Source organism: Enterococcus sp. HMSC072F02 (assembly GCF_001837725.1).
Lineage (GTDB): Bacteria > Bacillota > Bacilli > Lactobacillales > Enterococcaceae > Enterococcus_B > Enterococcus_B lactis.
The window spans coordinates 110,653-136,177 of sequence record NZ_KV833943.1 but is presented as its reverse complement, the minus strand read 5'-3'; the positions used below and the strand labels follow the sequence as shown (position 1 = coordinate 136,177).

Sequence of the window (25,525 nt, the reverse complement as noted above, 5' to 3'; positions counted from 1 at the left end):
ATCCATTTTCAGAACAGCCATGAAGGCTTCTTGCGGAACTTCGACGGAGCCGATTTGTTTCATCCGCTTCTTCCCTTCTTTTTGTTTCTCTAAGAGTTTACGTTTACGAGAAACATCTCCACCATAACATTTAGCCAAGACGTTTTTACGCAAGGCCTTGATGTCTGAACGGGCAACGATTTTTTGTCCAATAGCTGCTTGGATTGGCACCTCAAATTGTTGGCGTGGGATTAGTTTTTTCAGTTTTTCAACGATTGCTTTTCCACGTTCATAGGCAAAGTCTCGGTGAACGATAAAGCTTAATGCATCGACTTTTTCTCCATTCAGCAAGATGTCCATCTTCACTAACTTGCTTTTTTGATAACCAGACATTTCATAATCCAATGAGGCATAGCCTTTTGTACTTGATTTCAATTTGTCAAAAAAGTCAAAGACGATTTCAGAAAGCGGAATATTATAGACGACATTTACTCGGTAATCGTCTAAATAATCCATCGTAATGAATTCACCCCGTTTTCGTTGAGAAAGTTCCATGACTGCACCGACAAAATCATTGGGCACCATAATCTGTGCTTTGACAAATGGTTCTTCTACATCTTGGATCGTTACAGGTTCAGGAAAATCTGCCGGGTTATCAACTGTAGCAGTCGTACCATCTGTTTTATTAACATGGTAAATAACGGATGGTGCAGTCGTAATCAATTCTAGATTGAATTCTCGTTCCAAACGTTCTTGGACGACATCCATATGAAGAAGTCCTAAGAATCCGCAGCGGAACCCAAATCCCAATGCTTGAGAAGTTTCTGGTTCGAATTGTAAAGCAGCATCGTTCAATTGCAGTTTTTCTAAAGCTTCCCGCAAATCGTTGTAACGAGAAGTATCAATTGGATAAAGACCACAATAAACCATCGGATTCATTTTTCGGTAACCTGGTAAAGCTTCAGCGGCAGGATTGTCTGCTAATGTTACTGTATCCCCTACTCGAGTATCTTGGACAGTTTTGATACTTGCTGTGATATAACCAACATCACCGACCATCAAAAAGTCTCTAGCAACTGCTTTTGGCGAGAAGACCCCGACTTCTGTAACATCAAATGTTTTGCCATTACTCATCAGTTTGATTTTATCTCCGGGTTTGACCATACCGTCCGTGATCCGGACATTTAGAACAACACCGCGGTAACTATCATAAATAGAATCAAAGATCAAAGCTTTTAGCGGTGCATCTAAGTCTCCACTTGGTGCTGGAACATATTCCACAATCTGCTCGAGAATATCTTCAATTCCAATCCCTGCTTTTGCACTAGCTAATACAGCTTCACTAGCATCGATTCCGATTACGTCTTCGATTTCTTGACGGACACGTTCGGGATCTGCTGCGGGTAGGTCGATTTTATTGATGACTGGCAGGATCTCCAAATCATTGTCTAACGCTAAATAAACATTGGCCAATGTTTGTGCTTCGATTCCTTGGGCTGCATCAACCACTAAAACGGCGCCTTCACAGGCAGCAAGGCTTCGAGAGACTTCATAGGTGAAGTCGACGTGCCCTGGAGTGTCAATCAAGTGAAAGATATATGTTTCTCCGTTTTTCGCTGTGTAATTGAGTTCTACAGCATTTAATTTAATCGTGATTCCACGTTCACGTTCCAAATCCATCGAGTCTAACAGCTGATCTTGCATTTCGCGAGACGTCACAGTGTGCGTCATTTCTAAAATACGATCGGCCAATGTAGATTTTCCATGGTCGATATGAGCAATGATCGAAAAATTACGAATCTGCTCTTGGCGTTCTTTCATTTTCTTTATATCCATAGCGTCTCCTCTTTTCATATAATCAGCACTTTCCATTATACCAACGAAAAGCAGTAATTTAAAGACTTTTTAATTAGTCAGCTTTAGAAGTTTTTTTGGTAGAATTTTGCTATACTGTTATCAAGCTAATAAATGGAGATGAAAAAATGGATCAAAAAGATTTTAGAGAAAATCTTGAATTAAAACCAGTCACTCAAGAACATATCGATCAGTTCAACGAATTACTTTCCTATGTGTTCCAAGTGACTGAAGCAGATATCGAGGAAAGCGGGTTTGAGAATAAACGAGCTTTTATCCGTTCCAAAAGACCGATTTTAGAAGTATCAAAAGTGTTCGGGTGGTTTCATGAAAACAAACTAATCTCTCAAATCGCTATCTATCCTTGTGAAGTCAATATTCACGGTGCACGTTATAAAATGGGAGGCGTGACTGGAGTTGGAACTTATCCAGAATATGCGAACCACGGATTGATGCAAGATTTAATCATCGTTGCATTGGATAATATGCGCAAGAACAAGCAATGGATCTCTTATTTGTATCCTTACAGTATCCCCTATTATCGGCGCAAAGGATGGGAGATTATGTCTGATAAACTTTCCTTTAAAATCAGAGATACACAGCTACCTAAACAAGTCCCAGTAAGTGGGATGGTTGAACGATTACCAGTTGATCATCCAGATGTATTTGCCGTTTATGACAAATTTGCCCAACGAAACCATGGTGCTTTATTCCGCAGTAATTTTCATTGGGAAGAATATTGGCGTTTCGAAAATGAAGATGAGCGCACAGCCGCTGTCTACTACGATAGCAATCATGAACCAAGAGGTGTTCTATTCTACTGGGTAGCTGAAGAAATATTTCACGTAAAAGAAATGTTCTATCTTGATCAAGAAGCTCGAAATGGCTTATGGAACTTTATTTCCGCACATTTTTCCATGATTTACTGGGTACGTGGAGATATTTACAAAAATGAACCCTTAGCTTTTTTGATTGAAGACAGTCAGATCAAAGAGCAGATCGAACCATATTTTATGGCTCGGATCGTTGATGTAAAAGAATTCCTACAACATTTTCCGTTTGTTGGAACAGCTGATGCTTTTCATTTCATCATTGAAGATCCTGTCGCTCCTTGGAATAATGGCATCTTCGCCTTAACATGGGATGAACAAGGACAAGTCCGTGTCTTGAATGAACCTATAGGAAAACCTGTTCGATTGAATATCCAAACATTGACATGCTTGATGATGAATTATCGACGTGCTTCTTATTTGGCAAGAATCGAACGGTTAGAAACAGATGAAGAAACACTGAAGTCACTAGAGCGTATTATTCCAAATATGGAAGCTTACTTTAGCGATTATTTTTAATAAAAAGGATGATGTTTAGATGAAAATTTATTTTGCCGCACCAATGTTTGCTAAAAGTGATTTGTTATATAACGAGCAGATAGTTAAAGAAGTCAGAGCGATCTCTTCTAAACTTTCAATTTATCTTCCTCAAGAAAATGAAGCAATCAATGACAAAACTGCTTATGCAGACAGTCGGATGATTGCTCTTGCAGATACAGAAAAAGTGCTGGAAAGCGATTTGATGATCGCTTTATTAGATGGATTGACGATTGATGCTGGCGTAGCATCAGAAATCGGTGTGGCTTATGCGAAAGGTATCCCAGTGATTGGTTTGTATACTGATACCCGGCAGCAAGGCGGAGCCCACCCGAAAAAAATCGCTGCGCTACAGGAAACAGCTGAGAATCAATTTCACTATCTGAACTTATATACAGTAGGACTGATCAAATTGAACGGAAAAGTGGTTTCTTCAGAGACTGAGTTGCTTTCAGAAGTAAAAAGATTTTTAGATGGAGGGACTTTCAGTGATTAAAGAAATCAAAAAGGTTCAAATAGCTTTACTTGCTTTTGGTGTATTCGTTGTCTGTTATAATTTTTATGAATTTATCACCCAAAAGTATTCGACTTCTCAAGGAATCACATTTATCGTGGAATCTTTATTAGGAATTGCATTTATTTTCATGCCACAAGTCATTTTGACAGTTTTCAAACTTAAAATTCCAGCAGCAATCGTTTTGTTTTACTGGTTTTTCTTATTTATCTCTGTCTTTTTAGGTACAGGGATGCATTTGATTAGTATCATCTCTTTTTGGGACAAAATCTTACATGCAGTGAGTCCAATGGTTCTGACAGCTCTTGGCTATGGATTGATTGGTTACTTGATGAAAGATGCGGAGATATCAAAAACCAGTCCTTGGTTGTTCCTCTTATTCGGCTTTGCGTTTGCTGGACTTTGCGGCGTGTTTTGGGAGTTCTGGGAATTCTTATGCGACCAGTTCTTAGGCATGAATCTTCAACGTTTTGCTGCTTCTGATGGCACACTGTTTGTTGGACGAGCAGCATTGATGGATACGATGGGCGACTTGCTGACAAATACGATAGGTGCTGCCTTGATGGGATTGTTTGCTTGGTCTCAAAGTAAAAAAGATGAGCGTTACTTTGAAAGTTATAAATTAGAAAAAGTGAAAAATACTTAATAACAAAGGTCGTGACAGAAGTGGACAGCTCAAAAAATTTCGGCTTATATCCGAAAAAGCTACTTCTGGAACACTGTTTATTTGAAAAAAAGGAGGTCTGACAGTAGTTGTGTCAGACCCCTTTTTTCTTTTATAGTCTCAATGGAAGATTAGACGATTTCTTCTAGCTCTTCTGTTTTGAAATGAAGTTGTCCATCAAGTAAAGTAATCGTTACTTTTGATTTAGGAATAACATGTCCTGCAACGATTTCTTTAGCTAATGGTGTTTCTACTTCCTTAGTGATAAATCGTTTCAATGGTCTGGCACCATATGCTGGTTCATAAGCATTTTCAGCGATCCACGTTTTGGCTTCATCACTGATTGTTAGTAGGATTTCTTGATGTTCCAGACGTTGTGCCAATTGCGCCACCATTTTGTCAACGATTCCTTTCACGTTGTCTAGGCTCAATGGTGTAAATAAAATCGTGTCGTCGATTCGGTTCAAGAATTCTGGTTTGAAGTTTCCACGTAATAGCGTGTTGACTTGTTCAGCCACTGCTTCTGGAATCGTTCCATCAGCAGTCACACCTTCCAACAGTAACTGTGAACCGATATTGCTAGTCATGATCAGAACCGTATTTTTGAAATCAACTACTCGCCCTTTTGAATCGGTTAGGCGTCCGTCATCTAGGACTTGTAACAAGATATTGAAGACATCGGGATGCGCTTTTTCGATTTCATCCAACAAGACGATTGTATAAGGATTTCGTCTGACAGCTTCCGTTAATTGTCCACCTTCTTCGTAACCTACATAGCCTGGAGGAGCTCCGACTAGACGAGACACAGCATGTTTTTCCATATATTCACTCATATCGATCCGTACCATATGATCTTCTGAGTCAAACAAGTTCTCAGCTAAAGCTTTCGCTAATTCGGTTTTTCCGACACCAGTTGGTCCTAGGAAAAGGAAAGAACCTAGAGGACGATTTGGGTCTTGCAATCCAGCCCGTGAACGAATCACCGCGTCACTGACCGCATCAACTGCTTCATCTTGACCAATCACTCGTTTGTGAAGCGTTTCATTCAATTTAATCAGTTTTTCTCGTTCGCCTTCTACAAGTTTCGTTACGGGGATACCCGTTAATCTGCCAACGACTTGAGCAATTTCATTTTCGGTAACGGACTCTTGAACCATCTTGATCTCGCTGTCTTTTGCTTTGGTTTCTAGTTCCTTCAATTCTTTTTCTAATTGAGGTATCGTACCATGGCGCAATACAGCAGCGCGTTCCAGATCATAGTTATTTTCTGCATCTTCTAATTCGTGTTTTGCTTTATCGATTTCAGCACGTTTTGCTGAAACAGAATTGACCTCTTCTTTTTCTGTTTCCCACTGCATCTTCATTGCATTTGCTTCTTCACGAAGTTCAGCTAATTCTTCTTGCAAATTTTTCAGTCGTTTTTTACTTGCATCATCTGATTCTTTTTTCAGTGCAGCTTCTTCGATTTCCAACTGCATCAAACGTCTGGTCACTTGATCTAATTCCGTTGGCATAGAGTTCATTTCTACCCGAATCGTTGCACTGGCTTCATCGATCAAATCGATTGCTTTGTCTGGTAAGAATCGATCAGTAATATAACGGTCAGATAAAGTAGCTGCTGCGACCAGTGCGTTGTCATGGATGTTAACACCATGGTGGATCTCAAAACGTTCTTTTAATCCACGCAGAATACTGATCGTATCTTCCACTGTTGGTTCTTTGACTAATACCTTTTGAAAGCGACGTTCCAACGCTTTGTCTTTTTCCATATATTGACGGTATTCATCTAAAGTTGTGGCACCGATCAAATGTAATTCACCGCGAGCAAGCATTGGTTTCAACAGATTTCCGGCATCCATACTTCCTTCTGTTTTTCCTGCTCCTACGATATTGTGAATTTCATCAATGAACAAGAGGATCCGCCCATCACTTTTTTTGACTTCTTTCAAGACCGCTTTTAGTCTTTCTTCAAATTCACCGCGGAATTTTGCTCCAGCGATCAATGCACCCATATCTAATGAAAAAATCGTTTTATCTTTTAAATTTTCAGGCACATCTTTGCGTACGATACGTTGAGCAAGTCCTTCAACGATCGCCGTTTTACCTACACCTGGTTCTCCTATCAGAACAGGATTATTTTTTGTTTTTCGTGAAAGAATACGGATGACATCACGGATTTCTTCATCACGACCGATGATTGGATCCATTTTTCCACTTTTGACTTGCTGTACTAAATCAACGCCGTATTTTTCTAATGCTTTGTATTGTTCTTCTTGGTTTTGCGAGGTCACCCTTTCTCCTCCTCTCATCTCTTCGATGTTTTTACGCAATTCTTTTTCAGATAATCCGTTTTTATTCAAATAAACAGTTAACGGATAATTTTTTAATTTCATCAACGCTAAAATAACGACTTCCGTTGAAAGAAACTCGTCGCCGAAGCTTTCACGTATTTGGTCTGCTTCATTCAATAATCGAAAGAAATTCTGGCTGAGGTTTTGTCCATATTGGACGTTTCCACCAGAAACAACTGGATACTCATCCAGTAGACGATCGATTTCATGTTCAAAAGATTCGACATCCAATCCGGCATCCGTATAGAAATTTCGACCAAAATGATTAGGTTGTAAAAAGATTTTCCATACATGGGCAATGTCGATATCTTGGTGTTTTCGAGTGACCGCAATCTGTTGAGCTTCAGCAATCGCTTCTTGAAGCGTCGTAGTCATTTTCTCAATATTCATACAGGTATACCTCCTAATTAAAGGTAAGATCACTTATTTCTTTGATCTTTACACAAACTATTATATCTCTTTGGTCAATTTTGGTCAAAATATACACATGTTTTTTTGACTTTTTTTCTCGTCTTATATAAATCTTAAAAAAACAAAATTGATTGTATACATACAAAAAAAGAGCAAAACAAACGTAAAATTATCTTACCCATAACGTTTTTCTTTGATTTGATAAAAAGTGTAGATCTTATAAAAGACCTACCCTTGATTTTCTTTATTCTCTTTTTTTACTTCTATTATTTCTTCTTTGATCACTCTTCGCCGTTCAGCAATCACATACACAAATCCATAGAGAAATGGCAAGATAAAGGAACTGAAACGATACAACAAAAGCGAAGAAACTGCGTCAACTGTTCCGACAACTGGTCTAAACAATAACAAGTAGACAAATTCAAAGGAGCCAATACCAGCTGGCGTAGGAATAACCCCTGAAAGCACTACTGCAAAGCTGATAAACGAAATGGTCAGTAGAAAATCTATTTTAGGATGGTTTTCAATCAGAATCAAATAGGGAAGTACATACCAAAATACAAGTTTCAACATATTCCATAGATAAATACGCAATAGCGCAGTCCTGTCTTGGATAATGGTTTGGACCGTTTCCCTTAAAGAGTAGATCTGCTGATTACATGTATCCACCCATTTTCGCAAACGCTCACTCTTAAATAACTTATTCGATAAGCTGACAAAAAATATTTGGACATTCAGACTGATGGACATTACCAATAAAAAGGCAACAATCACGATCGTCAAAAGAATTCCAGCAATAATAAACCAGATCATTGACGGACTATTAGAATAAAAAAGAGAGAATTGGATGAGCAAGCCAGCTAACGCATAGGTAATCACTGCAAGTTTGTACATGATCATATGGAGTGCTGTCACTCCTGCTCCCTGAGACAGTTTCATTCCTTTTTTATTATAAAAATAAATTTCCGAGATCAATGTTCCTGTACCAAACGAAACGATTCGATAAAACGCAATATAGCTAGAGGTCAAGAACCCATCTTTCGTTGTAAAATTCGGCGCGAAAGGTTCAGCAATTTCTTTGATTGAGCGCCCTTCAGCGATTTGGTAAACTGTCCCTAATATAACAGTGGCTGCCAAAACGACAACACTGGTAGACATTAATTCGGCAAAGATATCTGCAAATGATTGATTGATTAAATAATAAATAATAGCAAAAATCGCAATCAGCAAAAGCAGATTCAGAATGATTTTAATTTTCGTTCCTTTAGATGACATCTCCTGCTCCTTAATGGAAAAAATAAATGAGAATCAAATCAACAAGCACACCCGCAGTGAATCCTACGGTAAACTTTTTTTTCCTTGTTTTATGATGAAAAACTTTCCGAGAAATCAATCCTCCCAAACCACCGCCTAACAGACTGACAAATATCAAGTTATTTTCAGGTACACGCCAGCCGCCATTTCGAGCCTGATGTTTATCATATCCCATCAGACAAAATAAATAAAAATTTACAATGAATAGATAAAACCACAAAGGATTGTGCAACAATACATCCATTATTCTTCTTCCAACTTTCTATTAACTACTATTTCTAAGCTTGTTCTTCTTTTTTTGGTGAATAAACTGCTAATCCTTTTGATACAACAGATAATTCAACTGGAAGATCATCTGTCGTGTCTCCATCTGTCCGAGTGCCAACAGATTTTTCCTTTGCTTTGATTTTCATGCGTTTGGCTGTGAAATAAGTGATGCCAGGTATCGTATAGAATTTTCCTCTCATGATTCTAGGCAAATAAAAAATAAATCGGAAAATATCTAAGGAAGGTACGATCGTTACATGGAATTTTCCATCATCTGGGGTCGCTGAATCGTCGAAATTTGTAAAGCCGCCCACGGAGTTAGACATCGTGACTGTCAATAACTGAGATTTTCCTTTCCAATGCTCCTCGTCTGTTTCTAAATCCAAATGATATTTTTTCTTCTTCAGCAATAACTTAAAGAATTTCTTGATAAAAATCCACGAGCCATAACGCTGTTTTTCTTCTTGACTGATCCAAACTGCTGTATCGGCTAAGATACCGATTGTCAGTGTAGAGATAATGACTGCATCATTGACTTGGCCATAGTCTATTTTTCGGACATTTCCTTCTAGAATCACGTCAGCAGCCTCTTCTTTCTTCAATGGAATCTCAAGGACACGTGCGAGATTATTGACTGTTCCACCTGGAAGTAATCCGATATGATACTGAGATAACGTTTGCTGGAACGCTTGGACGATATGATTGATCGTTCCGTCCCCTCCTATGATCACTAGAGTATCGGCTCCTATAGCTTCTGCTTTCTTGACTAAATCCGCATGGTCAATCGACGGGCCAGTTTCAGCTAAATCTACAAATAATTCTGGTTGCTTTTCTTTTACATAATCTTGAAACCAGCGTGCTAATTTCTCCCCCTCATCTTTCCCTGAACTTTTGTTATAAAAAACTAGCAGCTTTTTCATTCTTTACCTCCTATTTACTCTTCAAAAAAGAGGGCGGGACAATCCATTCCATTGTCCTGCCCTTTAGCCTTAGACAGATGACATTCCATCATCGGACGAACGCCTTGTCATAAGCTGTTCTTTTTCGATTTTAACTCTTTGTGTTCAATTCTGCAATTTTAACAATCACATCTGTTGCTTTTTCCATTACTTGTAAAGAAACAAATTCGAATCGACCGTGCATATTTTCTCCTCCGGCAAATAGATTTGGCGTCGGAATACCCATGTAAGAGATTTTTGAACCATCTGTTCCTCCTCGGACTGGTTCGATCACTGGAGAGATCCCAAGCTCGATCATTGCTTGTTTCGCTAATTCCACGATGCTCATATCTTTTTCGATGATTTCTTTCATGTTGTAATATTGATCATACATATCTACTTTGATTCGTTCTTGATCAAATCGTTGATTCAATTCTTCTTGGATATGTGTGATTTGTGCTTTGCGTGCTTCGAATTTTTCACGATCATGATCGCGAATGATATAACTCATAGAAGCTTCTTCAGGATTCCCATTCAATGCCATCAAATGGAAGAAACCTTCGTATCCTTCTGTTTTTTCTGGAACTTCATCGGCTGGAAGCTGATTATGAAAATCAATGGCCAGCTGTAAAGCATTGATCATCGTATCTTTTGCCGTCCCTGGATGTACATTTTTCCCTTGGATCGTGATATTTGCTTGAGCAGCGCTGAATGTTTCATACTGCAATTCACCTAAAGGACCGCCGTCGACTGTATAAGCAAAATCCACATTGAATTGCTCAACATCGAATTTATCCGCTCCGACACCGATTTCTTCATCAGGTCCAAAAGCTACTTTGATGGTACCATGAGGGATAGAAGGATTATTGATCAAGATCTCCATTGCAGTCATGATTTCCGCAATCCCTGATTTGTCATCTGCTCCCAGTAAAGTACTGCCATCTGTAGTGATCAACGTGTGGCCTTCATAATTTTTCAAATTTGGGAAATCTTTTGTATTCAACGTGTAACGTTCTTCCGCATCTAGTACGATCGTAGACTCTCCATCATAGTTTTCAATGATTTGTGGATTGACTCCTACTGCATTAAAGTCTGCTGTATCCATGTGGGAAATAAATCCAATGGAACGCACTTCATGATCGACATTGCTTGGTAATGTTCCCATAACGAATCCATTGTCTTCATTATAGAAAACATCTGATAAACCTAACTCTTCTAATTCTTTTTTCAATTCTTGTGCAAAAGCAACTTGTGTCTGAGTCGATGGGGTCGTTTTGCTTGTTGCATCGGAGCGTGTTTCTGTTTTGACATACCGTAAAAAACGTGGCAAAAGATTTTCGTACATAGTATTCTCTCCTTTAATTAAATTGAAATGGGTTTGTATTCGTTTCAGAAACGAAAAAGTCAATATCCCAATTTTCTTCTTGTTTCCAAGTCTCAAATTTCTCGATGAACCGTTCCTTACATAACGATTCAATATAATGTCCGGGATCAATTGCAATCAACCCGGCGCTTTGCATATCATGAGCCGTATGATAATAGATGTCTCCGGTGATATAGACGTCTGCTCTTTGAGCGATTGCTTGCGGATAAAATTTTTCGCCGCTTCCACCGCAAATCGCAATACGCTTGATGGATGATTTTGTTTTTTGAGGCTGAACGATTCTCAGTCCTTCTAATTGGAAAACTTTTTTTACTTGTTCCACAAATGTTTCTAAGGGGATTTCTTGCGGTAATTCACCTATTCGACCTAGCCCAAACTTTTCGACTGGTTCATCAATTGCGAAAAGATCGTACGCAGGTTCTTCATAAGGATGAACCGATTGCATGGCATCAATCACTTGTTTTTCGATTGTTTCGGGCAAAATAACCTCGACTTTTGCTTCTTGGACTTGTTCTGCCTTCCCTACTTTCCCAATCGCTGGTTGTGCACCAACATTCGGAGTAAATCGACCGTGTCCAATCGAGGTAAAACTTGTACCGGTATAATCGCCTTGCGTACCAGCACCAGCTGCAGCTAATGCTTCCCGCATTTTCTGTGCATGATCCACAGGTACATAAACCGCCAGTTTTTTATAATGGATTTCATGAGTCTTCACTAAATGACTCTCCACTTCAATACCAAGCAGTTCGCAAAACCAGTCATTCAGTCCGTCCCAAATAATATCCATATTCGTGTGTGCCGCATAAACGGCAATATCATGTTTCAACAGATCTGCATACATTTTTTCTTGCGGCTGATCAGTAGTCAGCCGTTTTACAGGGCGAAAGATTGGGGGATGTTTAGCAATCAGCAGATCGATTTTTTTCTCGATTGCTTCTTCGACCACTTCTGGGCGAACATCTAATGTCATCATTACCCGTTGAATCGGTTTATCTAATGTTCCAATATGCAGTCCGACTGGGTCTCCTTCTTCAGCTAGCCATTGAGGACAATAGCTCTCAAACTTTTGGATGAAGGTACGTCCGCTTATTGTCATATCTCTAAAACCTCCTCAATCATTTGGATTTCCTGTTCGATTTGTTTTTGACGTGCCTCTTGATTAGCTGCTTGTTTGAGCTGTTCACGGATAGCTTTTCTTTGTTGAAGCTCTCTTGTCCATTTTGATTTGAAGATCTCACTTTTCTCTTCGAGCAGAAATGGTCCGAACATCAGCTCCATTTCGTTGTAAGTAACTGGTTTTTGTTCTTTTTCGGCTACAATAATTTCATATATTTTTTTGTTTTCTTCAAGTATTTTTTCTGATTGGATTTTGTATTGATTTTCTTGCAGCCATGATCGTAACGTACGCTCTCCGATATTTGGCTGAAGGATCAAACGTTCTTGTCCACTTAGGCGTTGATGCAACTTGCCAGCTTCTAGGATCTCTCGGATCAGCGAACCTCCCATACCCGCGATCGTGACAGCCGTTATAGCATCTTGCGGTTGGATCGCATCTAGACCATTTGCAAGACGTACAGTGATACGGTCTTCCAATCCATCTTTTTGGACTTGCTTACGTGCTGATTCATAAGGACCTTGAACGACTTCACCTGCAACTGCATATTTGATTTTTCCTTTTAGCATCAATGCAACAGGTAAGTATGCGTGATCTGATCCAATGTCTGCTAAACGAGCAGATTCAGGAACAAATTCACCAACTGCCGCTAAGCGCTGAGATAAATCTAAATGGTTCATAGCTTCACTCCTTCTAGGTAATTATAGCATTTTCCATATAAAATAAGGAGACTAGGAATAAAAAAATTCCCAGATCTCCTTAAAAATTATACCTTTTTGTTCTATAAAACAACATTTTCTTATTTTTGAAAAATGTTGTTAATTATTTGTTCAATGAAATATCAATGATCGAATCTCCAGGCACTTGTGGTGGGATAGACATCGTCATGATCGGCATCTCAACTAATGTAAATTGGACTTTGTCACCGATTTTCAGTTCATCTATGTCCACGCTTATTTTTTCAGCAGTATCATTCAAAATCACTCCGTCATTGCTGAATGATGTCCCCATATTCGCTGGATCTTCTTTGGCCATGACATCGACGAGTTTCAGTTGAATCGTTTCTTCTTCCGCTTCTACTTGAGTGATGCTTTCAATCGTTCCTACAAATATGCTTTGTCCCTCCGTTTTCGTACTGCTTGTTTTTATTGTTTGACCCGCATCAATCGAATCAAGAGAACCTGTGTTGCTGTCTGCACTACCGCATCCTGCTAAAATAAAAAATAGACCAACTACATATATACTAGAAAAAATAGCCCTCATAAAAAATCCTCCGTTTAAGTTTTTGCATTACTTGTTGCGGTGATTGTCTCCGGTCATTTCTGTCCATGTAAAGATTCGCTGACCTGCTTTTACTCCTTGGTCAAATATCAGTTGGACTTATCAACTGTTCAACCATTGCGGCGGTTGCGACCAGTCATTTCGATTTCTTTTGTCAAATAACGTATGCGTTCCATTATGCGTTTTGCTTTCAGCGGCTCTTCATCTCCACGTTGAGTGACGGACAAATGCTGTTCCAATTCATCCATTGTGAAATTTGATGAGAAGAAGGTCGGTAGCTGTTCCTGCATCCGATATTGAAGGATGACGCCAAATACTTCATCCCGTATCCAACTGCTCATCGCGTCTGCACCAATATCGTCAATCATTAAAATGGGGGAACGCTTCACTGCATCTAGCTTTTCTGCCACTTGATCTTTTCCGATTGCCTGTTTCATCTCAACGGCAAACGTCGGAAAGTGGACTAATGTCGTGGTGAATCCAGCAATCGCTAGTTCTCTCGCTGTTGCTCCTAATAAGTATGTTTTTCCAATACCAAAACTCCCCACCAAATAAAGACCTTTATGATACCCTTTTGGATCTGCAGTATATTTCTCTACGAAATCTAGGGCTTCCAAGCTTGCATATCCTCGTCCATCTGTACGCTCAAAGTTTTCAAAAGATGCTGATTGAATATCTTTTGGCATATCCATTGCTTTTACTCGGCTTCTAATTTCTTCTTGTCTTTGCCGAGCTAACAATGCTTCTGTTGGTACATAAGTGACATCCACATAATGAAAATTCAACGTCAACTTCGGCTCGTATCCTGGAGCGATCATCGTTGGATCGTTTTTTTGATATTTACGCTTTTCTTGCACGAACTCATACAATTTGGCGTAGCTTTTTTCAATATCCGCTTGTGTCAGTTCTTCTTGGTGTGCACTTAGAAAAGCTTGAACATCCGTATCATTTAGGACGTCAGCAATCATTTCAGCATATTTTTCTTGATAATTACGTTTGCTGATGATCCTCTTCAATTCTTTGCCTACGTCTTCCATTAGATGTCACCCTCCTTTTTCGCCAGGTATTCTTTAAAACGGCGGTCAATCTCTGCTTTTTTCTCACTACTGATCTGTTTTTCATCTTTTGGCTGGTTGACCCAATCAGGAAGCTTTTCCCGCCGAACATTTCGCTTGCCGTTTGGATAATTTGTTTGCTTTTTTTGTTTTGATTGTTTTGCTTGATTGCTTATTTGCCGAATATGCTGAATCGCTTCTTCTGCTGTGGCGATTTTCTTTTGTGCCCATTCATTTGCCACTGTATTCACATAACTAGCATTTAAGCTAGCATTATTTTTGATCACCAATACATAATTCAGCAAAACATTGATCACACTGCTGGAAAGACCTGATTGAGAAACAAGGTCTTGCAGTAACCAAGTTTCTTGTTTAGAAACATATCCGCCTTTTTCTGACTTGATTGCTTCCAGATATTTCATCGGCGGAATGCTCTGTGCTTCTTTTATCAACTGAAGCGCTGCATTTGTCAAATGTTCGTTCGTCGGAGATTCATTGCTGTTTTCAGCAACAGCTACTGTTTCCTTTATTTGCTTCACTGGTCGTCTCTGCATTGCCAAAACAGCTTTTTGCAGCTCCTTCATGGATACTTTTTGTTCACTAAAATCATAAGATTGACTGATGAGTTCACCAAGAGTTAGTTCATCGAATCCATAAAGCTGATGATACATGTCGACTTGTTTGATGATTGAATCATCAAGAACAGTCATATGTTTTTTTGCCAGCCAATCATTCAAAAATTGCCAATCGAATGTCGAATCTGTTTCAAGTAATGCTACTGGCTCAGATTCTTCAAAAGATTTATTCAGTGATTCGATGTTTTCTTGATTAGCAGCGTATACTGCTTCATTGAAGCGATAAACATCTAAAAATTTTTTTGTGATTTTTTGATATCCCTCTGTTGTATGCCTTTTAGGTTCAAACAACTGGGTAAGCTTCTGGAATCGTCGTTCACCAACTTTTTCCAAAAGAAGAAATGCCAGAACAGAATCTTTGAAAAATGCTTTAGGAATGAGTGGCTCTAACAACTCATAAATAAAACGAGGCCCCAGATCGCTATCTTCTTTAAAATAAACATCCAGTAAGCCGATTCCTTCCAGCTTTTTTCTTGCATCATAAAATTGAGGGATCCCGCAGCCTAGACTACTGAGTAAATCTGCATGCATCCCTTCAGGACCTTCACCAGATTCTTGCGAGATCTCTGATAACAGAGTGAAATAGATACTCAAGGCTTCTCCGCCGATCAGTGGCTGATAAAGATACAGCAACGCGTTCTTGCTGTCTTCCCTCAGCGGAGCTTCTTTTCTTCCTTGGTAAATATTTTTTGGTTGAAGCTCTTTCCAAGCATTTTCCAAGGAAATGCCTCCTTTTTGTTTCTTAATTGTTTTCTTTATTATTCTCTTTATTATTCTCTTTATTATTTTCTTTTGCTTTATCCACGATATCTTGCAGCTCTTTTAAGAAAACAGACATATCTTTGAACTGGCGATAAACACTGGCAAAACGGATATACGCGATTTCATCTAAATCGACTAAATCCTCCATCACATATTCACCAATCAGATTCGTTGATACTTCGTTTTCCCCAAGACTGCGTACGCGGTTTTCGACATGGTTGACGATTTGTTCCATTTGCTCCATAGCTACAGGTCTTTTTTCTGCTGAGCGGATGAGTCCTCTTAAAATTTTATCGCGATTGAATTCTTCGCGTTCCCCGTTTTTCTTGATGACTAATAACGGAGCAGCTTCAATTCGTTCAAAAGTAGTGAATCGGAACGAACAATTCTCACATTCGCGACGGCGACGGATCGCACGTCCATCATCTGCTTGACGGCTGTCGATTACTCGTGAATTATTATGTTGACATCTGGGACATCTCATTTTGTCTCACCTCTTGCATCGCATTTTTATATAAAGGATGTGTCTTTCTTTACAACTAGTTGTATTATAACACGAAACAAATCACAAACGCGACTGTCCTACCCAAAAAAACACGGATATAAGAACAATTTTTTCTATTTTCATGCGTAATTATGTCCCCTGTCCTAATTCAATTTCAATTTTCCAGTACTGATGACCTTGATTGCTGAGAAATGACTCGCCCAAAAGCTGATTTAGTCGGCTAGCACAAAAAACTTGAAGCAGATGAACATCTTATCATCTGCTTCAAGTCACATCTCTATTTCTTATTGTTTTATAACTTCTCTTCGATTCCTGTATAGTGTTTCATTCGTTGTTCCTCGATTTTTTGTTCATCAGGAATGTGTTCACTTTCTGGGAGCGGTGTCTTACTACGATCAGGTACCGGATTTTTTCGTTCTTGAGTCAAATCTTGCTGTTTCGCTTCTTTTTCTGCCTGCTGGTCTTCTATTTCATCGATTCTTGCTTGGTACTGCTTTTCTTTCTCTTCTGCTGTTTCTGATTGCGTACGACCTTCATCGATTAGATTTTCTTTATTGAGTATTTCGCCGATTTTTTCTTTTGCGTTACCTACGACTTTATCCTTTTGGTTTTTAAATGATCCCATCGCTATCCCTCGCTTTCTATATACTCAGGATAGCAAACTTGACACAGATACTCAAAGAAAGCGATTAGCTGAAAGCCAATTTTCGATTTGTTCCATAAGTTCCTCTTTTGTTCCGTTGTTGTCAAACAAAATATCCGCACGCTGCTTTTTTTCTTCGATTGGAAGTTGACTGCTAATTCTCTGCTGTGCTTGTTCTAGTGTTAGTTGATTACGTTTCATCAAGCGTCTGAGTTGAATATCTGGCGTGGTATAAACGACAGCTACTGCATCCATATAGTGGTCATAATGACCTTCATAGAGCAATGGGATATCTACAATTACTAAAGGATGATGGGAACTTAGATAGGCGATTTGATCTTTTATCGCTTTTCGGATAAACGGATCTAATAGCTGATCAAGTTTTTGTCGTTTCTCCTTTGATGGAAAAACAATCATCCCAAGTTTCCCTCGATCTAGCTGACCATCAGACTGCAATATCTCTTGGCCAAACACGGACACAACCTTCCTCAGAGCAAGCGTTCCAAGCTCAACAGTTTCTCTAGCAATCACGTCACCATCGATCAAAGGAAATCCATGAGACTGAAAGACTTTGGCTGCCGTACTTTTGCCAGTAGCTATTCCGCCCGTCAAACCTAAAACAAAGCCTACTTTTCGATTTTCAGCCTTTGACAATTCGGACAATAGTGAGTCCCCCTTTGTGCCACTTTTATTTTCACGATCGGTGTCCCACAACGTATACATGGTTTGCCAGTTTGCTGATAGACATGCAGTGCGACTTGGAATCCGCCTGATTCTCCTAATGCATTCAAATAGCTGCGAATCGTGGTACCTCCGGCTTCTATTGCACGATTCAAAACATCAATGATCGATAGACGTAATTGTTCTATCTCTTTTGGACGTAATGTATTCGCCGGTTGTTCTGGATGAATCTTCGCTTCCCATAATGCTTCGTCTACATAAATATTACCTAGTCCCGTTACTAGACGTTGATCTAGCAGTAAAGGCTTGATTGCTTTGTGCGATTTTTTCAGTCCAGCTGCAAAATCTGCTAATAAAAAGCTGTCAGGCAATGGCTCAGGTCCTAATTTCATGATTCCTCGGTAAGTTGCACTTGCTCCTTTTTCGACAATTGTCATACGACCAAATTTTCGTACATCGTTGTAGCGAAGTTGGCTCCCGTCCTCAAAAAAGAAAAGTACATGCGTATGTTTATCGATTGGTGTATTTTCTTTCGTGAATTGATATTTTCCTTCCATTCGCAAGTGTGAGATCAGTTCATAATGATCGAGATGAAAAATCAAAAACTTCCCTCTACGTCCAATGGATTGGATGGTTTCGCCAACAAGAGAAGCCTCAAAGATGGGCGTCTCTGGATGCTCAATGATCTTGGGCCACAAGACCTGCACTTTCTGAATCGTTTTTCCTACTACTAACCGTTCCAATCCTTTACGAACGGTTTCTACTTCTGGTAATTCTGGCATTTTTTCTTTTCACCTTCATTATATTGCTCTGTCTTAAACAATGTTTATTTTGCTTCGTACCACGTTTTTCCCCAACTGCTGTCAGTGATCAGTGGTACATGGAGAGAAACAGCTTGTTCCATAACTTCCTTCACCAATTTATCTAATGATTCAAGTTCTTTTTCAGGTACCTCGAAGACAAGTTCATCATGAACTTGTAACAGCATCGTAGCTTGAAGACCTGTTTCTTTTAATCGTTTATCCAATTCAATCATCGCGATTTTCAAAATATCAGCAGCACTTCCTTGAATTGGTGTATTGATAGCTGTTCGTTCCGCAAAAGAACGGATATTGTAATTTCTTGAATTGATGTCTGGCAAATATCGTCGGCGGTGATACAGCGTTTCGACGTAGCCTTGATCTTTTGCTTCGCGTACGATTCTTTCCATATATTCTTTGACACCTGGGTATTTTTCAAAGTACGTATCGATGTATTGCTGTGCTGCTTTTCGGCTGATGCCTAAATTTTGTGAAAGTCCGTAATCAGAGATGCCATACACGATACCAAAATTCACTGCTTTTGCCTGCCGACGCATATTTGGTGTGACATCCTCTGCCTTTTCGATTCCAAATACGCGCATCGCTGTGCTGGCATGGATATCTTGACCTTCTAGGAAGGCAGCTTTCAAATGTTCATCATTTGAGATATGCGCAAGTACGCGTAACTCGATTTGTGAATAGTCAGAAGAATAAATCAACCAGTCTTTTTCTCTCGGAACAAATGCCTGACGTATCTTTCTCCCTTCATCTAATCGAATCGGGATGTTCTGCAAATTAGGATCAACAGAGCTTAATCGTCCTGTTTGGGTCAATGTCTGGACATAACGGGTATGCACTTTTCCATCTGATTGGATCACTTTCAGCAGTCCCTCGACATAGGTAGATTGAATTTTTGCGATTTGACGATAGGTTAGGATATCCTCTACGATTGGTGCTTGTTCACGAAGCTGTTCCAGTACATCTACGGCTGTGGAGTACCCAGTTTTTGTTTTTTTGATGACGGGTAATCCCATTTTTTCAAATAAGATCACTCCTAATTGCTTTGGTGAATTCAAATTGAATTCTTCGCCGGCTTCTTCGTAGATTTTTTGTTCGATCTCTCTTAAGCGAGCAGAAAACTCGCCCTTCATTTCTTGTAAGCGAGTCGCATCTACTTTGATCCCGCTTATTTCCATCTCTGCCAAAATGATAGACAATGGCAGTTCCATTTTCCGGAAAAGATCTTCTTGGTTTTTATCTGCCAGTTCTTGGCTCAATTTTGGTGTTAACGCATTGATTGCAGCTACTTTTCGCGCTAAATGAGCAAAAAAGAGTTCCTCTTCTTCTGGTAAACCTTTTTTCGCCCCTTTGCCGTATACAGTTTCATCTGATTGGATATCGTTGTATCCGTAATGTGCAGCTATTCCTTCGATATCTGTGCTTTTTTCATTCGTATCGAGAAGGTATGCACCTAGCAAGACATCAAAATCGATTCCTTTCGTTTTTCCAGTATAGCGATTTAAAGCAACATAAGTTCGTTTCGCATCATATACTTTTTTCAATCGGTTCGGATCAGTGATCCAAGAATGGAACGCTTGGTTTTCGAATACAGACAGATCATTCGTGACATAGATTTTCTTTTCTGTCCCCCACGCTACTCCGACGATTTCCTCTGTATGGTAATTGTCGCCCATCATTTCCACGTACAGTGCCATATCCGTAGTAAACATTTCCTCTTTAAATTCATGCACGACTTCAAATAAAATATCATCCATTTTTACTTCTTCTTCAACGATATTCAGTTTAGAAAGGAACTGATTGAAATCCATTTCTTTATAAAATGGAACGAGTTTATCGAGATTTTTCCCTTCATACTTCAATGAGTCGATAGAGACCTCCACAGGGGCTGAAGTATTGATGGTCGCCAATTTCTTCGATAAGAACGCTTGCTCTTTGTCATTTATCAGATTTTCTTTCATTTTGCTTTGCTTCATTTCATCAATATGCTCATAGATTCCTTCGACTGAGCCATATTGTTTCAATAGCTTGATAGCTGTTTTTTCTCCGATTTTAGTCACACCTGGGATATTGTCAGAGGCATCTCCGGCTAGTCCCTTCATGTCAATAATCTGTTTTGGTATCAATCCATCATATTTTTCCGCCACATGTTCTGGTGTATAACTTTCGATATCGCTGACACCTTTTACAGTGATATCCACTTTTACTTCTTTACTAGCTAATTGAGTCAAATCCCGATCACCGGAAAGTACGACGACATCAAATTGATTTTTATCTACTTTTTCTGCCAAAGTACCGATAATATCATCCGCTTCATAATTGGGCAATTCGTAATACTGTACACCTAATCCCGTCAACAAATCACGGATATATGGCATTTGTTCTTTGAATTCGCCTGGTGTTTTAGATCTTCCTCCTTTGTACTCCGCATACATTTCTGTCCGAAAGGTCGTTTTTCCTGCATCGAACGCAACCAGAACATGCGTCGGTTGCTCTTTTTGCATAACATTTTCAAACATCGTATTGAATGCATAGATTGCATTTGTATGAAGACCGTTTCTGTTTTTGAAACGTTCAAGGGAATTGTGCAGCGCAAAGAATGCGCGAAAAGCCACACTGTTCCCATCAACGAGTAATAATTTATTTTTTGTCATCTTCTTAACTCCTTACTGTAAAGTTCTTATTCATTCTAACAAAGAATCATGCGGAATGCGAAAAGAAAAAGCGGGACCATACCAAATATTTTGGTATAGCCCCAACTGATCAATTTTTTCCTTTTTAGTTGTTCCGTCCAAAGATTCTTAAAAACGCCAAGAACAAGTTGATAAAGTCTAAATACAGCTTCAATGCCATAAATACAGCAATGCCACTATGTGCTGTTCCATTTGTCTGGACATAGATATTACGAATGCTTTGGTTATCATAAGCTGTGATCCCTGCAAAGATGACGACTAAAAGCAGTGAGATGAACAGCTCAACTGCGCTACTTCTCAAAATGAAGATGTTCAAGACTAGTGCAATGATCACTCCGATCAAAGCAGCCTGTCCTGCTCTTCCGACCCCGCTAAGATCTCGTTTTGTTGTCACTCCGACAACAGACATCCCCATGAACATCAAGGTAGCTGTCAAGAAAGCTTGTGTTACTGTTCCAATATCGTAGAATGCAAGAGTAACTGCTAATGTTACGCCATTCAAAAGAGAGTAGGCAATGAATCCACCGATCGCTAAGCTCGGATTCTTTTGTGCTTTTACGCCTAGAACCATTACCAAAATCAGTTCAACGATCCACAGACCCATAAAGCCTAATGGAAAGTTATTGATAAAAGTTGCTAGTTGTAAAGGAAATACCCAAAGAGCCAAGTAAGAAGTGACTGCACTAAGGGCAAGCCCCATACCTAAAAAACCATAAACTTTTGCATAAAAACGATTGATGCCTGACATTGATGTACTTGGATTATTCATTTAATTCACCTTCACTTTCGATTGCTATTTCCAATTCAGGAACTTGTGGCGGTTGGACCATAACAACAGCATCCAACACACGATCTTCGTTCGTGTTTTCCGCTTCTACAGAAATCGTCACCACGTCCTTCATCTTATCTACTTTTATGACCTCAAACTGAAAAGTCAGTGTTTCATAATGGAAAACCGGTTCAATAAAATTGACAGAAAAATTGACAACATGTGATCCTGGTCCAGGAAGATGCTTTGAAATTGCACTTGTGATGATCCCCATCAGCATCACTGATGGAACGATTGGCTGATGATATTCTGTTTTTTGTGCAAAGTCATGTTGGATATACAAAGGATTTGCATCATTCGTCAATCCCAAATACAGCAAAAGCTGGTTATCTTCAATAGATTCTGTTAAAGATAACGAGTCGCCTTCCTCGATTTCATTTATTGTTTTTCCTAGTTTTCTCGGCTTACCTATGTTCAAGATAGAAACCCTCCAGTTTATTTTTAATCATACATTATTGTACCAAAAGCAGCGCAAAAGGCAAGTTCTGCTCCTTTGATTTAACAGATTCCTATAGTTTAAAGAGGTCGTGAAAAAGCTGTCCTGCATCAAGCAATAAGAACAGCCAAGAAAAACAGCTTCTCATGTTTTTGATTTGGTTAGGCTTATTACCGCAGATGCAAGCTTTTGAACGCCGTTTATCAAAAGTTGTAAAAAGGGAGCATGACAAGAATTTTGCCACTCTCCCTCTTTCTATTTTTATAAGGACACTGCAGTAATTGTATTACAGTACATTTTTCGTCGTGCTGCTTAAAAGTTTTTCATACGCTTGTTCAAATTTTTGAACATCTCCAGCACCCATGAAGATTACTACTGCATCATGATAATCTAATAATGGAGATACATTATTTTCTTTGATGACTTCTCCACCTTTTTTGATTTTCGCTCCAAGGTCTTCGATCTTAACGTTTCCTTGTTCTTCCCGAGCCGAACCAAAAATATCGCATAAGTAAACTTTATCAGCTAAATCAAGTGCTTCTGCAAATTCATCCATCAATGCAATCGTACGCGTAAACGTATGAGGTTGGAAAACTGCAATTATTTCTTTATCTGGATATTTTTGGCGTGCGCCATCAATGGTTGCTTTGATTTCTGCAGGGTGATGCGCATAATCATCGACTACGGTCATGTCTGCTACGATTTTTTCACTGAATCGACGTTTTACTCCTGGGAAAGTCAGCATTTCTTCCGCAACTTCTTTCAGATCCAGTTTTTCGAAATACGCGACTGCAATAACACCTAAAGCATTTAAAATATTGTGTTTGCCGAATGCCGGTACAGTGAAATGTCCAACAAATTCATCCCCATGATAGACATCAAAAGCAGAACCGGATGTTGTACGTTCGATGTTTCGTGCTTGGATATCATCATTTTCTGTGACACCATAATAATAAATCGGCACATCTGCTTCTAATTTGCGTAAATAAGCGTCGTCACCGTACGCAAAAATAGCTTTTTTCACTTGTCCAGCCATTGTTTGGAAAGCTGTAAATACATCGTCGATACTTGTATAATAATCCGGATGATCAAAATCGATGTTTGTCATGATCGCATAGTCTGGTGAATAGGCAAGGAAATGACGGCGATATTCACAGGCTTCAAATGAAAAGAATTCCGCTTGCGGATCACCATGCCCTGTTCCGTCTCCAATTAGATAACTTGTTGGACGAACACCACTCAATACATGAGAGAGCAGACCAGTCGTACTTGTTTTTCCGTGAGAACCGGTTACAGCGATACTCGTATAGTTTTGGATAAAATGACCAATAAAGTCGTGATAGCGAATCACTTCCAAACCTAATTCTTTTGCTCGCTGGATTTCTTCATGTGAATCAGGAAATGCATTTCCTGCAATAATCGTCATACCTGGTTTTACATTGTCTGCGTTAAATGGCAGAATCGTGATATTTGCTTTTTCTAAATCTCTTTGTGTAAAGAAATATTTTTCAATGTCTGATCCTTGGACATTTAAACCTTGTTCATGTAAAACAAGAGCCAAGGAGCTCATTCCTGAACCTTTGATACCAACAAAATGATACAATTTATTTTGATTTTCCATTTGAATCCTCTTCTCTTATCTATCGTCCATTCTTTTAGCTATTACATTCAACACGCTCCTCATTATCTTATAAACGATTGAAAATTTCAACCAAATTTATTTAGAAAGGAGGATTCGCCTGCTAAAAAGGTCATGTACGGGAAAAATCCGTTTTTATTGACTGTTTGATTCTTGTATAAGAAGACCAAACTTCTTCTGATATATCAATATGAGGAATAAAATCTTTTCCTTTCGGACCATAGCCATTCTCATCGTCGTGGAGTCGCTCCATTTCTCCTAACACCAGTGCATAGAAATATTCCTTCGGCCATTGATGGTTCAGTTCTTTTACTGTAAAGACGATCTCCTCAGAAAAGTGAAGGATTTCCGGCACAAATGGCACAGCATTTGCGAAAACAGTTTGTTCATTTTGCCATACTTTCTCAAAAGTTGCTCGAGTCCTGCGTTGCAGTGTCGGATCATTCATCAATAGGACTTTTTCTGGTACAGCATCTAAGGAATGAAGAATCTCCAGTGAAAAAGTGGCGTTCTCTCCAGAATTTGTAGACTTCGATTCTATCAGGAAAGCCTTATCGGGCAAATCATAGACTTCTTTTAGATACTGACGACAGATTTCACTTTCACTCATGCCTTCTTCAAAATGAAATCCTTGCTTTTCAAAATTCTCATAAAGGATCCTAGTCGCATGACCCACCCCGCCGACCAAAAACAAACGTTCTACTTGACCATTTACATACATTTGTGCTGCTTTATCAGCTAAGATAGGAAGACCGTTTCCAGCTAAAATAAGTGTAGGTGCCGACAATTTCTCAAAATCTTTCTCATCAGGTGCGGCTAAAAAGGCTAATAACTGATTCCAGTCTTTTAGATTTCTCTGCTCGTTTTTTTCCAAAAACTCTTCATCCTTTCATTTGATTTTTTATACTTCATTGAGGCTTTCTCTCTTTGTCTCAATCCATTTGATTTCCCCATGACATCTTCCACAACGATATTTGTGTACATCGATTCTTCTTTTGCGGCAGATCGTGGCAGAACAATCTTGGCATTGATAATATTCGATCTTTATCTGTTTCTTCGTCAAGGCTGGCGCATAGCGCAATCCTCCTGTTTTTTTCAAAAGATACTTGAAATCCATATCTTTATGACGATATCCTCTTCCAGTTAGATGCAGATGATAATGGCAAAGTTCATGTTTGATGATTCCTGCAATTGTTTCTTTGTCTGACTCTTCAAACAGCTTTACATTAAAATCTAAATGATGATCGTTTAAATGATAGCGCCCGCCAGTTGTACGCAAGCGTGGATTGAACATTGCTTGGTGCTTGAAAGGACGCTGGAAGCTTTTTAATGATATCTCTTCTACTAACTGCTGCAGTTCTTCTTGTGTCAATTTTTGTTACTCCTCATTG

24 protein-coding genes are annotated in these 25,525 nt (G+C 39.2%); 3 read left to right on the top strand and 21 right to left on the bottom strand.

Annotation, left to right across the window (positions count from 1 at the left end; translation table 11 throughout):
* Window positions 1-1,815 (bottom strand): translation elongation factor 4 (gene lepA / locus HMPREF2731_RS05655; RefSeq protein WP_070872537.1); only part of this gene is annotated, 1,815 nt, incomplete at its 3' end.
* Between the two features lie 146 nt (window positions 1,816-1,961).
* Between lepA and eis the strand changes: the two genes are divergently transcribed.
* Genes eis through HMPREF2731_RS05640 form a run of 3 tightly spaced genes read left to right on the top strand, consistent with a single transcriptional unit; the run spans window position 1,962 to window position 4,360 of the window.
* Entirely contained in the window at window positions 1,962-3,182 is a 1,221-nt protein-coding gene (gene eis / locus HMPREF2731_RS05650) for a GNAT family N-acetyltransferase (protein ID WP_070872535.1), read from the top strand.
* 19 nt (window positions 3,183-3,201) lie between these two features.
* Window positions 3,202-3,696, top strand: coding sequence for a nucleoside 2-deoxyribosyltransferase (locus HMPREF2731_RS05645; protein WP_002291949.1), 495 nt, complete (start codon window positions 3,202-3,204; stop codon window positions 3,694-3,696).
* Window positions 3,674-4,360, top strand: a complete 687-nt coding sequence (locus tag HMPREF2731_RS05640) for a DUF2238 domain-containing protein (RefSeq protein ID WP_156271025.1) — start codon at window positions 3,674-3,676, stop codon at window positions 4,358-4,360. The genes HMPREF2731_RS05645 and HMPREF2731_RS05640 overlap by 23 nt, the downstream gene beginning before the upstream one ends.
* A gap of 149 nt (window positions 4,361-4,509) precedes the next feature.
* Here HMPREF2731_RS05640 and clpB read toward each other — a convergent pair whose 3' ends face one another.
* From clpB to HMPREF2731_RS05540, 20 genes are all read right to left on the bottom strand, one after another.
* Window positions 4,510-7,119 (bottom strand): ATP-dependent chaperone ClpB, encoded by a 2,610-nt coding sequence (clpB, locus tag HMPREF2731_RS05635; protein WP_070872530.1) that lies wholly within the window; start codon window positions 7,117-7,119, stop codon window positions 4,510-4,512.
* Window positions 7,120-7,368: 249 nt separating this feature from the next.
* Entirely contained in the window at window positions 7,369-8,415 is a 1,047-nt protein-coding gene (locus HMPREF2731_RS05630) for a lysylphosphatidylglycerol synthase transmembrane domain-containing protein (protein WP_002306568.1), read from the bottom strand.
* A 10-nt stretch (window positions 8,416-8,425) separates the two neighbouring features.
* The gene (locus tag HMPREF2731_RS05625) at window positions 8,426-8,698 is read right to left on the bottom strand and encodes a DUF1294 domain-containing protein (protein WP_002306567.1); all 273 of its coding nucleotides are present in this window, start codon (window positions 8,696-8,698) and stop codon (window positions 8,426-8,428) included.
* Between the two features lie 34 nt (window positions 8,699-8,732).
* Window positions 8,733-9,641 carry a diacylglycerol/lipid kinase family protein gene (locus tag HMPREF2731_RS05620; RefSeq protein ID WP_070872528.1) on the bottom strand — a complete coding sequence of 303 codons (909 nt, stop codon included), beginning with the start codon at window positions 9,639-9,641 and terminating at the stop codon, window positions 8,733-8,735.
* A 130-nt stretch (window positions 9,642-9,771) separates the two neighbouring features.
* On the bottom strand, window positions 9,772-11,004 hold the full coding sequence (gene pepT, locus HMPREF2731_RS05615; RefSeq protein ID WP_002291957.1) for a peptidase T: 1,233 nt from the start codon (window positions 11,002-11,004) through the stop codon (window positions 9,772-9,774).
* Window positions 11,005-11,017: 13 nt separating this feature from the next.
* Window positions 11,018-12,139: a Nif3-like dinuclear metal center hexameric protein gene (locus HMPREF2731_RS05610; RefSeq protein WP_002306565.1), complete on the bottom strand. Its 1,122-nt coding sequence runs from the start codon at window positions 12,137-12,139 to the stop codon at window positions 11,018-11,020.
* A complete protein-coding gene (locus HMPREF2731_RS05605) occupies window positions 12,136-12,837 on the bottom strand; it encodes a tRNA (adenine(22)-N(1))-methyltransferase (RefSeq protein WP_002309061.1) in 702 nt (233 codons plus the stop codon). Before HMPREF2731_RS05605 ends, HMPREF2731_RS05610 begins: the two co-directional genes overlap by 4 nt.
* A 142-nt stretch (window positions 12,838-12,979) precedes the next feature.
* The gene (locus tag HMPREF2731_RS05600) at window positions 12,980-13,420 is read right to left on the bottom strand and encodes a hypothetical protein (protein WP_070872526.1); all 441 of its coding nucleotides are present in this window, start codon (window positions 13,418-13,420) and stop codon (window positions 12,980-12,982) included.
* Window positions 13,421-13,548: 128 nt separating this feature from the next.
* On the bottom strand, window positions 13,549-14,475 hold the full coding sequence (gene dnaI / locus HMPREF2731_RS05595; RefSeq protein ID WP_002306563.1) for a primosomal protein DnaI: 927 nt from the start codon (window positions 14,473-14,475) through the stop codon (window positions 13,549-13,551).
* Window positions 14,475-15,848 carry a replication initiation and membrane attachment family protein gene (locus HMPREF2731_RS05590; protein WP_002291965.1) on the bottom strand — a complete coding sequence of 458 codons (1,374 nt, stop codon included), beginning with the start codon at window positions 15,846-15,848 and terminating at the stop codon, window positions 14,475-14,477. The genes dnaI and HMPREF2731_RS05590 overlap by 1 nt, the downstream gene beginning before the upstream one ends.
* Window positions 15,849-15,870: 22 nt before the next feature.
* On the bottom strand, window positions 15,871-16,374 hold the full coding sequence (nrdR, locus tag HMPREF2731_RS05585) for a transcriptional regulator NrdR (RefSeq protein ID WP_002291966.1): 504 nt from the start codon (window positions 16,372-16,374) through the stop codon (window positions 15,871-15,873).
* Window positions 16,375-16,687: 313 nt separating this feature from the next.
* The gene (locus HMPREF2731_RS05580; protein ID WP_002291968.1) at window positions 16,688-17,020 is read right to left on the bottom strand and encodes a hypothetical protein; all 333 of its coding nucleotides are present in this window, start codon (window positions 17,018-17,020) and stop codon (window positions 16,688-16,690) included.
* 51 nt (window positions 17,021-17,071) lie between these two features.
* Window positions 17,072-17,701, bottom strand: coding sequence for a dephospho-CoA kinase (coaE, locus tag HMPREF2731_RS05575; protein WP_070872525.1), 630 nt, complete (start codon window positions 17,699-17,701; stop codon window positions 17,072-17,074).
* Window positions 17,665-18,501, bottom strand: coding sequence for a DNA-formamidopyrimidine glycosylase (gene mutM, locus HMPREF2731_RS05570; RefSeq protein ID WP_070872523.1), 837 nt, complete (start codon window positions 18,499-18,501; stop codon window positions 17,665-17,667). The genes coaE and mutM overlap by 37 nt, the downstream gene beginning before the upstream one ends.
* Before the next feature lie 44 nt (window positions 18,502-18,545).
* The gene (polA, locus tag HMPREF2731_RS05565) at window positions 18,546-21,191 is read right to left on the bottom strand and encodes a DNA polymerase I (RefSeq protein ID WP_002309058.1); all 2,646 of its coding nucleotides are present in this window, start codon (window positions 21,189-21,191) and stop codon (window positions 18,546-18,548) included.
* A 124-nt stretch (window positions 21,192-21,315) separates the two neighbouring features.
* On the bottom strand, window positions 21,316-21,999 hold the full coding sequence (locus HMPREF2731_RS05560; RefSeq protein WP_002306560.1) for a Bax inhibitor-1/YccA family protein: 684 nt from the start codon (window positions 21,997-21,999) through the stop codon (window positions 21,316-21,318).
* A complete protein-coding gene (locus tag HMPREF2731_RS05555) occupies window positions 21,992-22,477 on the bottom strand; it encodes a MaoC/PaaZ C-terminal domain-containing protein (RefSeq protein ID WP_002291977.1) in 486 nt (161 codons plus the stop codon). The genes HMPREF2731_RS05560 and HMPREF2731_RS05555 overlap by 8 nt, the downstream gene beginning before the upstream one ends.
* Before the next feature lie 304 nt (window positions 22,478-22,781).
* Window positions 22,782-24,116 (bottom strand): UDP-N-acetylmuramate--L-alanine ligase, encoded by a 1,335-nt coding sequence (gene murC / locus HMPREF2731_RS05550; protein ID WP_002291978.1) that lies wholly within the window; start codon window positions 24,114-24,116, stop codon window positions 22,782-22,784.
* A 130-nt stretch (window positions 24,117-24,246) separates the two neighbouring features.
* On the bottom strand, window positions 24,247-25,008 hold the full coding sequence (locus HMPREF2731_RS05545; protein ID WP_002336444.1) for a YdcF family protein: 762 nt from the start codon (window positions 25,006-25,008) through the stop codon (window positions 24,247-24,249).
* Between the two features lie 27 nt (window positions 25,009-25,035).
* Window positions 25,036-25,506 carry a SprT family protein gene (locus HMPREF2731_RS05540; RefSeq protein WP_002306555.1) on the bottom strand — a complete coding sequence of 157 codons (471 nt, stop codon included), beginning with the start codon at window positions 25,504-25,506 and terminating at the stop codon, window positions 25,036-25,038.
* Between the last annotated feature and the right edge of the window lie 19 nt (window positions 25,507-25,525).

Bases quoted from the DNA above. Each gene is read 5' to 3' on its own strand.
- eis (WP_070872535.1), top strand. From the start codon at position 1,962: ATGGATCAAAAAGATTTTAGAGAAAATCTTGAATTAAAACCAGTCACT.
- HMPREF2731_RS05645 (WP_002291949.1), top strand. From the start codon at position 3,202: ATGAAAATTTATTTTGCCGCACCAATGTTTGCTAAAAGTGATTTGTTA.
- HMPREF2731_RS05640 (WP_156271025.1), top strand. From the start codon at position 3,674: ATGGAGGGACTTTCAGTGATTAAAGAAATCAAAAAGGTTCAAATAGCT.
- clpB (WP_070872530.1), bottom strand. From the start codon at position 7,119: ATGAATATTGAGAAAATGACTACGACGCTTCAAGAAGCGATTGCTGAA.
- HMPREF2731_RS05630 (WP_002306568.1), bottom strand. From the start codon at position 8,415: ATGTCATCTAAAGGAACGAAAATTAAAATCATTCTGAATCTGCTTTTG.
- HMPREF2731_RS05625 (WP_002306567.1), bottom strand. From the start codon at position 8,698: ATGGATGTATTGTTGCACAATCCTTTGTGGTTTTATCTATTCATTGTA.
- HMPREF2731_RS05620 (WP_070872528.1), bottom strand. From the start codon at position 9,641: ATGAAAAAGCTGCTAGTTTTTTATAACAAAAGTTCAGGGAAAGATGAG.
- pepT (WP_002291957.1), bottom strand. From the start codon at position 11,004: ATGTACGAAAATCTTTTGCCACGTTTTTTACGGTATGTCAAAACAGAA.
- HMPREF2731_RS05610 (WP_002306565.1), bottom strand. From the start codon at position 12,139: ATGACAATAAGCGGACGTACCTTCATCCAAAAGTTTGAGAGCTATTGT.
- HMPREF2731_RS05605 (WP_002309061.1), bottom strand. From the start codon at position 12,837: ATGAACCATTTAGATTTATCTCAGCGCTTAGCGGCAGTTGGTGAATTT.
- HMPREF2731_RS05600 (WP_070872526.1), bottom strand. From the start codon at position 13,420: ATGAGGGCTATTTTTTCTAGTATATATGTAGTTGGTCTATTTTTTATT.
- dnaI (WP_002306563.1), bottom strand. From the start codon at position 14,475: ATGGAAGACGTAGGCAAAGAATTGAAGAGGATCATCAGCAAACGTAAT.
- nrdR (WP_002291966.1), bottom strand. From the start codon at position 16,374: ATGAGATGTCCCAGATGTCAACATAATAATTCACGAGTAATCGACAGC.
- HMPREF2731_RS05580 (WP_002291968.1), bottom strand. From the start codon at position 17,020: ATGGGATCATTTAAAAACCAAAAGGATAAAGTCGTAGGTAACGCAAAA.
- mutM (WP_070872523.1), bottom strand. From the start codon at position 18,501: ATGCCAGAATTACCAGAAGTAGAAACCGTTCGTAAAGGATTGGAACGG.
- polA (WP_002309058.1), bottom strand. From the start codon at position 21,191: ATGACAAAAAATAAATTATTACTCGTTGATGGGAACAGTGTGGCTTTT.
- HMPREF2731_RS05560 (WP_002306560.1), bottom strand. From the start codon at position 21,999: ATGAATAATCCAAGTACATCAATGTCAGGCATCAATCGTTTTTATGCA.
- murC (WP_002291978.1), bottom strand. From the start codon at position 24,116: ATGGAAAATCAAAATAAATTGTATCATTTTGTTGGTATCAAAGGTTCA.